The following is a 12,130-nucleotide window of genomic DNA, read 5'->3' as shown; positions in this document are numbered from 1 at the left end:
TGATATGAGTAATGAGATACCCAACTTGAATCTTTTAGCTGTATTTGCAGCCGTTATGGAGCATGGCAGTCTGAGCAAAGCCGCTGAACATTTATCTACAAACCAATCCACCATCAGTACAGCGATAGCACGTTTGAAAAAAGAGATTGGCAAAGAATTGTTTGTTAGAAGTGGTAGAGGTGTAGTACCTACCGCATACGCATCAAGCCTTTATGCTCAAATTCAATCTCCAATTCGTCAGCTTAATCAGGTTTTTCATGAGCTGAAAATTTTTGACCCCGAGGTATCCACAAGACAATTTGTTTTGACCGCACCAGAACATCTTCAATGGTTATTACTTAATCGATTTGAAAATAGAGGTAATAAAAACATTGAGTTAGAAATTTTTGACCAACCTGATGATGACGAAAAGTTATACGATGGATTGCTCACGCAAAAGTTCGATGTGATGATTGATATTTTTCCACCCAACCATCCTAATATCGAATTAATCCACCTGTTTGAAAGTGACTTTGTCGTGGCTTGTCGTCAGGGTCATCCAAGAATAAAGGGAGAGTTAACTGTGACTCAGTTTATGGATGAGACTCACGCGGTACTAGAGAGAACCAGAGACAAGATGCGCAGCCTTGCTCATTACACAGACATTGATATTAGTAAGCGGAAAATTGCCTATCATGGGAAATCTCTGTTCAATAATTTGGTTATGTGCAGTCAATCTGATTTTATAACGGTTGTACCATTGTCGATGGCTTTGCAGTTTGAAGAGCATTTACAACTCCAAATCTTTAAACCCCTTTTGAATACAAAAAGGTATCTAATTACCTTATATGGCTAAAACAGCTCAATCATGATCCAAGCCATAAGTGGTTTAGAAAAGAGTTGGTTGAAGTCTCTAAGAATATCACGACTCAGATGAGCAAAAAAGCAAATATCAAGAGGAGGCTAAATTGGATTACATGATGTCTATAGTATTATTTGCTATCTCTGCTTCTGTTACACCTGGCCCCAATAACATAATGGTTATGACCTCGGGTCTGAACTTTGGTGTGCGAAAGAGCATTCCCTTACTGACAGGTATTTGCGTCGGATTTACGATTATGCTTTTGCTTGTTGGGCTAGGATTTGGTCATCTTTTTAACCTATTTCCTCATCTAAGCTTACTCATAAAAATAACAGGAATAACCTACTTACTTTACTTAGCCTGGCTAATCGCTAAAAGCAGTTCAGTTGACAGCGGGAATCAACAGACCAAGCCTTTGGGGTTTTTAAAAGGAGCTCTCTTTCAGTGGGTGAATGCAAAAGCCTGGGTGGTTGCTATTGGGGCTATTTCTGCGTTCACAACCACGGGAGAGCAGCACACAATCCAAAACCTAACAATTGCTACCACCTTTTTCTTGGTTTCGTTTCCATGCGTAGGTGTTTGGTTGATGTTTGGCTCGTTACTTCGTCAGAAGTTGGATAATGAAACCTATTTACGTTGGTTTAATAGGTCGATGTCCTTTTTACTATTGCTTTCCGTTTTTCCGGTTATTGGAGACGTTTGGCATCAGTTAATTGGTAGATAATTGAAAGTCTCTAAACCTAGGAAAATTAGGATTGATTGAACTTCGCCTTACCCGCTATATCATGCAGATCGTAAAACAGGGCATTATGTTCAAGAAAGTCATCAGGCTTAGATGGGATACCGTATTTCGACCTAAATGAGACGTAATTGGTATAAGTTTTATGTCACATTCATTCTTCGAAATTCAGGTCAACGGTAAACGTCACCAGTCACTGGGTATTGCTCGTAGTAATGAAGCTCATAACCTCTAACCGTGAATATTTTTCTGAATCCAAATTAATATTGATCTAAGTCAAATAATGCGTTAAATTGTGACGATAGTCACCTTTTGATCTGCCGTACATTGTGCCGTTCTCGTAGTATTTGACTAAACATTTATTAGATATTTTATTACTTTGAGGATTAGTTATGGCAGAGTTGGGCTTGTCACTTTCAGACATTTTATGGGTAGCAGTTGTAATCATCGTAGGGTTGGTTTCATGTGCCGCTATCTTTATTTCAGGGCTTCCAAGTAGACGAACAACCCATGCTAATTTTTCGTGTTTTTCCGTCGATAATAGAAATTATCTAAATAAGGATGCAAAGTTTCGTTCTGATTTTATCGCATAGAAGATAAAATTAAACACGACTATAATTTCTTTGTGTTACAAACAACTACAGTGTGTATAAAAAGAAGTAGCGAAATTGAGTCAATGCAATAGCTTAGAATAAGCAGTGATGAAACCGCATCTTGGTCGCGTTGGAAAAAGTCATTTTTCTGCTCTCAAATAAAAGAAACTATTTGTATGAGCTAACATCAATTAGCCATTGCAACCCGTAATGGTAATGACTGGTCGTTCACCCTTAAAGCCTCGTTATAAGTGAGTTTACAAATGTCGTCATTAGAGGTGATCTCACTGACCGACATATCTACTGTGTCTCTCGAAAGAGTAAATATTACTGGGTTTGACTTTGACAACATCCAGTCGTTTTCTTCATTAAATTCAAGAGCCAATCTTAGGTTTGTTTGTGTCGCGTAGGGATAACCCCAATGAAGCCTTATTCCTGATGAAAAATATTCATCGTCAGAATCAGCTATTCTTCAAGTCTTGCTGTCATAGGTCATTTTTTCATTGCTTCCAATACAATAAACCCACGATTAAAAGTTTAGAAAACACGTCAGATCGAGAGCTATGTATCAATTTTCTTACAAATATAATTTTAGTAATTGCTAATTAAGTAAATGCTTATTAATCTTCTATTAGTGACATAAAAACATCACGACAGGAGACTTATATGTTGATCAAGAATCTAAAAAATGCCTACTCGCCTCTTTATTTTCTATCAGCCCTTGGACCTGGGGGAATGGCTGTCTCATTTTTTATGTACCTCATGTTTTTGGTACCTCATAAAGGATCGCCAATGACGGCCATGGAGCATTGGTTACCTATAGTAGAAAAAGGGGGCTTTAATGCGATCCTAATTATTACTGTACTAAGTATCGTTGTGATACTCGCATCAATACACTTTCTACTTCTAGCGTGGAATTTAAAGGAGTGGAAGATATACAAACAAACAGATGCTTATCAAAATTTAAAACAGGGTAATGGTGAGGTCACTGTTATGGCGATACCACTGACCGTTGCAATGTCGATCAATATGATGTTTATTCTAGGCTCATTATTCGTTCCAGGTTTATGGTCGTTTATACAACCAGTATTTCCTATTGCCACTTTTGCTTTCTTCTCTGTTGGCGTATGGGCACTGGTTATTTACGGTAAGTATTTACTTCGTTTATTCATTGAAGGGAACTTCAATCAAGAAAAAAACAATAGTTTGAGTCAACTACTTGCACCTTTTACTTTCGCGATGATAGCTGTAGGTCTCGCAGCCCCTGGAGCAATGAGTCACAGTCTAGCTGTCAGCGGTGTATCGTTAGCTCTCTCTGCTATGTTTTCCATATTAACGGTATTGCTTTCTATTTTTTGGCTAATCTCTGGTGTGAAACAGATTCTGCAAAGTGGTTTAGACTTAGGCGGTTCGCCGACGCTTTGGATTCTTATCCCAATTCTAACTTTGCTTGGAATTACATTCGTACGTTATACCATGGGGTTACACCATAACTTTGGATCGTCGTTAGAAAATAGCCTGTTTCTTGCTGTAATGAGCATCATCTTAGGATTGCAGCTACTCATCGGATCTTTTGGTTATTTCGTAATGAAAGCAAACCGCTACTTCGAGCAGTTTGTGCAAGGCGATAAAAACAGCCCAGCTTCATTTGGCTTAATATGTCCTGGCGTAGCGTTGGTTGTATTCAGTTTCTTCTATATAAATTACGCACTAATTGGCAATGGCATCATCGATAAATACAGCATCGCTCATATGTTGTTATTAATTCCAGTACTTGTACTTCAACTAAAAACAACTTGGGTTATGCTAACAATGATACGTAAGCAGATAATGGTAAAAACTCAAGCCATAGTGAAACAGAACTAATTGCAACATAGACAATGGCTCGTACTCACTTCGAGCCATTAGTATCTATAAACTACTGGAGAAACTATCGTTAATTTTACTTAAAGTACAAAGCGAACCGTCGTCGCAACAAACGCGTGGTCGCTTGCTTGCTTGTCTCTTTCAAAGATCGGATTTGTTAGGTGCTCACCTAGTACTTTATAAGCCGTAATATCCGCTAACGAATACTGAGAATCAGGTTGAAATTCTTGTGAAAGCAATATGTAGTCTAAAACATTTCCTTTTGAAAAATGGTAATGAGTTGGTGAGCGGTCAATATTCGGCTGGTGCTCATTAAAAATGCTCCAGCTATCTTTAAGTGTTAATCCTTTTAATTCTATGTTTGGCTCACTAGTAAGCAACCCTGTTATATTGCTCGTTAGAGGTTGGTTCATATCGCCCATTAATACTGTCGGTATAGGATGAAACGCGTACTGGTGTTCCATAAATAGCCGTAACATCACGGCTTCCCACCCTCTTTGTTGACTGGATAACCAACGTCCAATGAGATCACTATTAATTACCGATGTTGGACAAATATCTTGACTATTACTTTCGATGGCTCTTTGTGATTTTAGATGACAGACATAAATTGCAATTTCACCGATGTTAGGCACATCAATTACAGCATAAATAGGTTTTCGACTAAACTCAGGTAACTGAGTTCGGTAGCTTTCCTCTATCGTTTTTATCGGTGTCACGGCTTCTACACGAATTATCGGATATCTCGACGCCACGGCAACAACAGGTTGAGAGTAAATATAGTCTTGTTCGATATGTGGTGTATCGATGGTTGCGAAGTATGGGTAACCTATTTCTTCAACAAGAGTCCGTGCAGCTTCAATACTAAACACTTCTTGAACACCGACAATATCAGCATCGAGTATCTTAAGTTGATCTTGAGTCCATCGGCACTTTGCTCGCCAAGCTTCAAGTTCATAGATATTCTCAAAATCATAGAACGCCCCTGGCGGTTCGATGAAGTTGAATAGATTTGCGGTAGCGAAAGAAAGTGTCTTATCTGTAATCAATAGTATTGCTCTACTGGCAGCGGTTAAGTACCTAGTGTAAACAAATTAGAATCAACTTGCTTGTTAGAGTATTTGATTACATACGGTTTGCTCAAACAAACGAAAATAATTTTTATAATACTAATTACTGAAACTTTGCTAAACGAGCCCCTAACTGCAAAACACCATTTAATTGCTTTGTGCTCTGCTCGGTGAGTTTCTGTATGGTGCTATCAATATCAGTTAATGTTTTGTTAATCGTAACTACATTAACATTGATTTCTTCAGATACACTCGTCTGTTGCTCTGCTGCTGTGGCGATCTGAATGACCATATCACTAGCTTCAACGATGTCTGAGTAGATGGTCTTTATTTCAATTTCTTGGCCATTAATGGCACTAACAGCATGCTCAACATTGCTACCAATTATACGCATCGCATTTTGAGAATTTTTAGCATTTGTATTTAGGGTTTGTATTGTCGCTTGAATACGATGAGTGGAGTCTTGCGTGCGACTAGCAAGGCTGCGTACTTCATCTGCCACCACAGAAAAACCTCTCCCATGTTCTCCTGCTCTTGCCGCTTCGATTGCCGCATTTAGTGCTAACAAATTAGTTTGTTCTGAAATCTCTTCGATAATATTCGTCATCTCATTAATCTTTACAACACCGGTGTTGAGCTGTTCAACATGTTGGCTAGAAGAATGGATATGCTTAGCGTCGCCTTTTGTTCCCTCCGCCATTTTCTCCATAATGAGACTGCCGTTCTGAGCGCTTTTACTTACGTTTTGAGTCTTATTAGCTGCCACTTCCGCATTTGATGCAATCTGTACTATGGTTGCTGACATCTGGGTCATCGCGGAGGCTAATAGCTCCATTTGCTCTTGTTGAGACTGAATTTGTACACTACAACTTTGTCCAAGTGTTTGAAGCGTCTCACCATCATTTTTCGCTTGTTCTAATAATGAATATGAATCGGACAAGATACTCTGAACAGTACCTCCGAGTAACTCTATATTTTGAACAATTTTCGCAAATTCTCCCTTACCGACTAGATAGCTACATTTAGAAAAATCCCCTTGAATCATCGCAACTAATTGCTGATTCACCTGCTTAAATTGAGCTTCCAAAGTTAAACTAAACCAAATGAAGGACATGACGATTGTAATAGCACAAAGAATAATCGAAACGATAATATAGTGACTTTGAGTCACTGAAAAATAATAAACTAGCTGACTTATGAAAAGGACTGATAAAGATACGGATAAAAGTAGGAATAGACGCTGCTTGATGGAGAAAATCGCATTCGGCATAAAAATTCAACCAGTAAAGAATCGAAGTATATGATCTCATTTTAAAGTGCTTTTTGCCAAATCATACAAAGGAAATTCTTTTTCATCAATGAAACAACGATGTGACGAGTATCATAGTTAACGTATTATAAGTTTCAACTCTCTCCCGAATCATCAGTTGGCCAAGTAATCCATTTCTGGCAGAAATATCAAGCAAGCACCAGAATAGGCGAACACAGCCTATTGCTTGATAAATATCATTTCTCATAAAATTTAGATCAGTACAATCATTTGTCAGATCAATACTGCCTGGCTTGCTATAATTACGCACAGGGATACCTATTTTCCGAGGCTGTTTCTGCAGATCGGTTTGAGACGATTTTGCAAAAAGGTTACCTACATCCCAAAAGATACCCCCACTGTTTACTGACCATAATCATCTTTCAAGAAACTGAATATTTATAAATGTGGCATTATTCTAGGTTAAATTTTTAATGCTAAAAAATAGCCACGGATAGACCCACATCTCTCGTTAAAAAGGAAAAACCAATTCAAAAGACATAGGCTACACTCTATGTATATGTACTTCTATTTGGTTCTTTGTAACATTTGGATCGGTAATGCGTCGCTACAGTTTAAAAATTCTACTTTTTTCCTTTTTCCTACTACGCGGTACGTCACTCTACGCTCAAGATATCCTCGTTATTTCCACTATGGCCAAAACTGGAGCCACTGAACCCGTTTCTATGATACTACGTCAAGCTTATCAACAAATTGGTATTGAAATTCAAATACGACAAGCACCAGGAAAGAGAAGTCTATTTAATGCCAACTCAGGTAAAGCAGATGGTGAAGCCTATAGAATCATAGGGCTTGAATCCAATTTCTCGAATCTTGTCCGTGTAGATGTGCCCGTTCGGGAAGAAAACATGTATTTCTATGTAAAAAAAGGAGGTGAGTTTGATGTTACAGGATGGGAAAATTTTCCGGGCAATCTGACGCTTGGCTATATTCGTGGTACCTATTTTGTCGAGAGAGCGGCTATTGTGCACCATATAAAAGTGCAACCATCATCTCACTACGAACACCTTCTCAAACAACTCAATGCAAACAGGAATGATGTTATCATTATGAGTAATCAGGGCGAACCGCTAATCCGCAAACTAAATCTGAACGAAAACATCATACGGCTTGAGCCTCCAGCGCATTCCTTTGCTCTCTATCACTACTTACACAAGCGAAATATTAACGTTATTCCAAAAATCACAGAATCGTTAAAACAAATGCAGACAAGTGGCCAGATACAGAAAATTAATGACGAGAATTGATAGCCAACAGCTGTAATTTTAGTATCGATACAAAGTGCTAGACCATAATAAGTAGATTAGTATGGATTAGTGAGTAGGCAAGCGTACCGTCTTTTATTGATTTATAACAGTGATGCGAGCCTTGATTCCTTGAAGTTCACGACGAGTCTTTGTGAAAGCGATGTCTAATTCTTTTCAACTTTCAAAACAAATTGCCTGAATGCTTTAATCCCGATTACGAGTGCAGGAGAACCGTGCATCAACAAGTCAAATATATCCTGTGGCTTTACAAGCTCCCCCTGTGAAAGCATATGGAGCTTCTCGACGAGGTGTGGTTCGGGAGTAAACGGTGCTAGTAACAGTAAGCCACCTAAAATAAGCACTATTGACCATTGTAAGTTGTCTATCCACGACATGTTAAAACCTAACTTTTAATTATTGGTTAACAGGTATATTAGATACTACTAATTTAAAGTAAAGTATTTTTGTAAAAACCTTATTTGGTTTTAAATAATATAGTGGCCAGCCCCGTAACTTTAATTCGATACGCTTTACAACTCACATAGCAGGTAGGCAGTTAAATATAATTACAAACGAGGCTCCCTAGGGAGCCTTCAGTATTCATTAACTCTTAACCACGAAGTATCATTCGTGACAAAACCAATCAAAAATGGACATTTTTAAACACTAATGCACAACCCATGAAAAGTAGGAAACAATGCACAATATGGTGGTAGTTAATTTTATATTTTTGCAAGAAGTGATAACCAACCATGCCCCCTGCTAAACCAACAGCAAAGGCTGGCAAAGCTGAAATCACATGAGACAGAACTTCATCAGTAATCAGCCCTTCATTCCAAAAACTAATGTTTGCACCAATCATCTGCAACATGAAAAAGAACGCCAAAGTTGATTTAATTTGATCTGCAGACCACGGTTGCATCGAAGTGTAGGCAATCACCGGAGGTCCGGATTCACCGACACTTGCGCCTAACATCCCAGAGGTAAAACCGGCACCTAGAGTCACTGGTATTGAGGTTTTCTTAAATAACGGTTTAGTTGATCTCAATGAGTGCACACTAGAGACTATTAATACTGCCCCCATGGTCAGTAGGATGTATTGCGACGGCAAACTAGCGAGCAGTTTAGCACCCACAAATGAGGCCGGTATCGAGCCTACAAATAATATCAATCCCGTTCTATGTTGGATAGAGGGGCGCATTTTCCAAACGATAGGTAACGTCACTAACCAGCCAAAAATACCAGCAATTGGTACAGCTGTTTGAGCACCTACGATAAGAGAAAGTAGCGGTACCGACACTAATGCAGAGCCAAAACCGGTCAGGCCTTGGGTGAATCCGGCCAATGCAATGATCATCGAAACTAATATAATAGTGGTGTCCATGTTCCTTCCTAAAAAGAGCGATACTTCGCCCTATGGTTTAAATTCGCGAGTGTTTATTTCACTGAAAAACGATGAATGGTTTTCTCTGCAACGTTGACGTTAAGTGTCCAGCTATTGAACGATGTAATTTTACCGACACTATAAGCTTAAGAAATATAATAACCATTAACTCTGTCACATTGTGTTGTTTTTTGTCAATTTAGTTTCGATTTGTGACATTTATCTCAGATGAAGGTGAAGTGTGTCGTATAATGAACCCATTCATTCTGGGGCCGTAATGATTCCGATCATTTATATAAAACTCCATCGATTTGACAAAAAATTCAGTTTTAAAATTTATGAGGTAAACAATGGATAACTTCCAGATGGATAAGCAGAGCTTGCTTGAAATGAAAGCAAACAAGCATACGCTCGCTCGAGGTGCAGAAGACTTCGATAAAGTTTATGGACTGGGGTATGAGGTTGGTCATGCAGACTGGTCACCCTACCCAAGAGTCAATAAATTACGACAAACCTTCCTTGATAGGCCTTATGAAATTGACGTAGAAAGGCTAAGACTTGTCACGCAAGCTTATAAGGCTCATGAAACGACTCCACGTATCCTCCAATGTGCATACGCTTTTGAAAATATTCTTCTCAATTCCACGATACATATATACGACGAAGACTTAATCTTAGGTGAAATTGCTGCCCCCGCCAAAGCTTCACCTATCTATCCAGAATTTTCTGTCGATTGGATTATTGATGAAATACTAAACTCCCCTTTTGAAGAGCGTTCAAACGATCAGTTCTATATCCGCAATGATGAAGACAGAGCAGAAATTCTTGAGCTTTGTGAGTACTGGAAAGGGAAAAGTGCAAACGAAATTATCACAGCCCATCTAGATGACGACCAAAAGAAAGGGTCTCATATGGGTGAAAAAGTATTCCAAACAAACAACTACCATTTTGCTGGAATTGGTCATTTCGCAATGGATTTCAAAAAATTAATGACCCTTGGCTACGATGGTGTTTTAGAACAAACAAAAGCAGCCTTTGCCAAGCTATCTAAGCAAGATCCCGATTTCTGTGAAAAAAGAGATTATTACAAGTCCACCATTATCTCTTTGAAAGCCGCTAAAAAATACATCGCTCGTTATGCAAAGCTGGCTGAAGATATGGCTAAAAACGAGATTGAAAGTAAAAGAAAGCAAGAACTGCAAGAAATGTCGACAAACTGCTATCAAATAGCCGGTGGCGCACCTCAAACCTTTTGGCAAGCCGCTCAGCTATTTAATTTTGCAGTGACACTTACTCAGATCGAAGGTAACGGTCACTCAATTTCGTATGGGCGCATGGACCAATGGCTATACCCTTTCTATGAAAAAGACATGAAACAACAAAACGTAACAAAAGCGTTTATTCTTGAAGTTATTGAAGTGTTGTATGTGAAAATGAATAACCCAACAAAACTGAAAGACAAAGGCACCGTCAAAGTGCGCAATGGTCGCGGTTTTGGTGGTGAAAGCTTAACGATTGGCGGGATAGACACAAATGGTCAGGATGCGACCAATGATTTGACCATGCTGATACTAGAGGCGTCTGTACATACTCGAATGATGAACCCATGGGTATGTTTACGTCTACATGAAAATACACCCTATGAATTAAAAATAAAAACAATCGAGTGTATTAGAGCCGGATACGGCCATCCAAAACTCTTTAATGACGGACCTGCTATTAAAGCAATGTTAAGTAAAGGCGTCACGTTAGAAGAAGCAAGAGATTATGCCGTTGTCGGGTGCGTAGAGCCAACTGTTCCCGGCAAAGAACATGGTTGGTTAGACGCCGGTTATGTCAATACCGCCAAAATGATGGAAATGGTCATTAATGGTGGGCGCATCTTAGCTGGACCTAATGCGGGAAAACAGCTAGGCCCCGATACTGGTAGTTTAGAAACGTATAAAACCTTTGAAGAAGTGTTAGAAAGCGTCGACAAGCAATTTGCTTACTGGTGCGATCAATTATGTAGCTGTTTGAATGTTACAGATAAAATCCACCGCATGATTAAGCCTACTCCTTATATCTCAGCCTTTTTTGACGGCTGTATTGAATCGGGTAAGGACATGACAAATGGCGGCGTAAAATACAACGGAACCGCTCCTCAAGCCGCAGGAATTGCAACTTGTGCAGATTCACTGTCTACCATTAAGAAACTCGTATTCAAAGATAAAAAGTATACTGGTAAGGAATTACTAGATGCCGTAAAAGACAACTGGGATGGGCATGAAAAGCTTTATGCCCTAGTAAATAGCTCGAAAATCCCTCATTTCGGTAACGATATCGACGAGGCAGATGAACTATTTACCTTTATGTTTGAGTGTTATTGTCGTCATATTAAAGGTCGTAAAAACCCTCGAGGCGGTAAATTTAGCCCAGGTGTTTATACAGTAAACGCAAACGTTGGTATGGGGTTATACACAAACGCAACCTTAGATGGTCGTAAGAATGAAGAGCCCATTTCTGACAACATGGGCCCGGTTCATACCGCCGGAGGTTCACACGATATTCATGGGCCAACAGCCATCGTTAATTCCGTCACAAAAGTCGATCACAGTCTCGCGACTAACGGAACATTGTTAAACCTTAGATTCCCAGAAGATGCGGTGTCAGGTGTAGAAGGTCGAGATATCTTAGTGAGTTTTATTGATGAATACGTAGCCAAGCAAGGTATGCACGTTCAATTCAATATCATGAGTTCTGAAAAAATGAGAGCGGCTCAGAAAAACCCTGAAATGTATGCAGACATGCTTGTGCGCGTCGCTGGATACAGCGCTTATTTTGTTGAACTTGGCAAACCATTACAAGACGACTTAATTCATCGAACTGAGCTTAGGTTTTAATTAATAAACCATTAATAACAATATGTTACATAGCAAAGTGGACACTAAGCTGTCCACTCATAAATCAAATTATTGAGGTTAACATTGTCAAACCTAGGAACGGTGCTTAACGTACAGAGATTCACCTTGCATGATGGTCCAGGCATTCGTACTGAGTTTTTTTAAAAGGGTGCCCGCT

At 39.2% G+C, this 12,130-nt stretch carries 9 protein-coding genes and 1 pseudogene; 6 read left to right on the top strand and 4 right to left on the bottom strand.

Translation table 11 applies throughout. The annotated features are described in order from the left end of the window. Positions 1-4 precede the first annotated feature (4 nt). The 4 genes and pseudogenes from PGX00_RS20950 to PGX00_RS20935 all read left to right on the top strand — a co-directional run bounded on the left by PGX00_RS20950 (position 5) and on the right by PGX00_RS20935 (position 4,039). A pseudogene (locus PGX00_RS20950) lies at positions 5-960 on the top strand (LysR family transcriptional regulator). Continuing rightward, a complete protein-coding gene (locus PGX00_RS20945) occupies positions 948-1,565 on the top strand; it encodes a LysE family translocator (RefSeq protein WP_272140216.1) in 618 nt (205 codons plus the stop codon). The pseudogene PGX00_RS20950 and the gene PGX00_RS20945 overlap by 13 nt, the downstream one beginning before the upstream one ends. Before the next feature lie 407 nt (positions 1,566-1,972). Continuing rightward, on the top strand, positions 1,973-2,173 hold the full coding sequence (locus PGX00_RS20940; protein ID WP_272140214.1) for a hypothetical protein: 201 nt from the start codon (positions 1,973-1,975) through the stop codon (positions 2,171-2,173). A 666-nt stretch (positions 2,174-2,839) separates the two neighbouring features. Then, positions 2,840-4,039 carry a TsoY family (seleno)protein gene (locus PGX00_RS20935; RefSeq protein ID WP_272140212.1) on the top strand — a complete coding sequence of 400 codons (1,200 nt, stop codon included), beginning with the start codon at positions 2,840-2,842 and terminating at the stop codon, positions 4,037-4,039. Positions 4,040-4,119: 80 nt separating this feature from the next. On the opposite strand, the gene PGX00_RS20930 is transcribed toward PGX00_RS20935, so the two are convergent. Both PGX00_RS20930 and PGX00_RS20925 read right to left on the bottom strand, forming a co-directional pair. Then, positions 4,120-5,088 carry an endonuclease/exonuclease/phosphatase family protein gene (locus PGX00_RS20930; protein ID WP_272140210.1) on the bottom strand — a complete coding sequence of 323 codons (969 nt, stop codon included), beginning with the start codon at positions 5,086-5,088 and terminating at the stop codon, positions 4,120-4,122. Positions 5,089-5,212: 124 nt separating this feature from the next. Beyond that, positions 5,213-6,379, bottom strand: coding sequence for a methyl-accepting chemotaxis protein (locus PGX00_RS20925; protein ID WP_272140208.1), 1,167 nt, complete (start codon positions 6,377-6,379; stop codon positions 5,213-5,215). A 599-nt stretch (positions 6,380-6,978) separates the two neighbouring features. Here PGX00_RS20925 and PGX00_RS20920 point away from each other — a divergent pair. Beyond that, entirely contained in the window at positions 6,979-7,686 is a 708-nt protein-coding gene (locus PGX00_RS20920) for a substrate-binding periplasmic protein (protein WP_272140206.1), read from the top strand. A gap of 164 nt (positions 7,687-7,850) precedes the next feature. Here PGX00_RS20920 and PGX00_RS20915 read toward each other — a convergent pair whose 3' ends face one another. Both PGX00_RS20915 and PGX00_RS20910 read right to left on the bottom strand, forming a co-directional pair. Beyond that, positions 7,851-8,081, bottom strand: coding sequence for a hypothetical protein (locus PGX00_RS20915; RefSeq protein WP_272140204.1), 231 nt, complete (start codon positions 8,079-8,081; stop codon positions 7,851-7,853). Positions 8,082-8,329: 248 nt separating this feature from the next. Further along, the gene (locus tag PGX00_RS20910; RefSeq protein WP_272140202.1) at positions 8,330-9,070 is read right to left on the bottom strand and encodes a sulfite exporter TauE/SafE family protein; all 741 of its coding nucleotides are present in this window, start codon (positions 9,068-9,070) and stop codon (positions 8,330-8,332) included. A gap of 350 nt (positions 9,071-9,420) precedes the next feature. On the opposite strand from PGX00_RS20910, the gene hpfG reads away from it, so the two are divergent. After that, a complete protein-coding gene (gene hpfG / locus PGX00_RS20905) occupies positions 9,421-11,952 on the top strand; it encodes a (2S)-3-sulfopropanediol dehydratase (RefSeq protein WP_272140200.1) in 2,532 nt (843 codons plus the stop codon). Positions 11,953-12,130: the final 178 nt, after the last annotated feature.

Origin of the sequence: Vibrio algarum, from assembly GCF_028204155.1 — a bacterium.
Lineage (GTDB): Bacteria > Pseudomonadota > Gammaproteobacteria > Enterobacterales > Vibrionaceae > Vibrio > Vibrio algarum.
Note: the sequence above shows the minus strand (reverse complement) of the source record. Positions and strands in the feature narration are given on the sequence as shown.

Excerpts from the sequence above, each read along its gene's own strand:
- PGX00_RS20940 (WP_272140214.1), top strand. The coding sequence starts at position 1,973 with ATGGCAGAGTTGGGCTTGTCACTTTCAGACATTTTATGGGTAGCAGTT.
- PGX00_RS20935 (WP_272140212.1), top strand. The coding sequence starts at position 2,840 with ATGTTGATCAAGAATCTAAAAAATGCCTACTCGCCTCTTTATTTTCTA.
- PGX00_RS20925 (WP_272140208.1), bottom strand. The coding sequence starts at position 6,379 with ATGCCGAATGCGATTTTCTCCATCAAGCAGCGTCTATTCCTACTTTTA.
- PGX00_RS20920 (WP_272140206.1), top strand. The coding sequence starts at position 6,979 with ATGCGTCGCTACAGTTTAAAAATTCTACTTTTTTCCTTTTTCCTACTA.
- PGX00_RS20915 (WP_272140204.1), bottom strand. The coding sequence starts at position 8,081 with ATGTCGTGGATAGACAACTTACAATGGTCAATAGTGCTTATTTTAGGT.
- PGX00_RS20910 (WP_272140202.1), bottom strand. The coding sequence starts at position 9,070 with ATGGACACCACTATTATATTAGTTTCGATGATCATTGCATTGGCCGGA.
- hpfG (WP_272140200.1), top strand. The coding sequence starts at position 9,421 with ATGGATAACTTCCAGATGGATAAGCAGAGCTTGCTTGAAATGAAAGCA.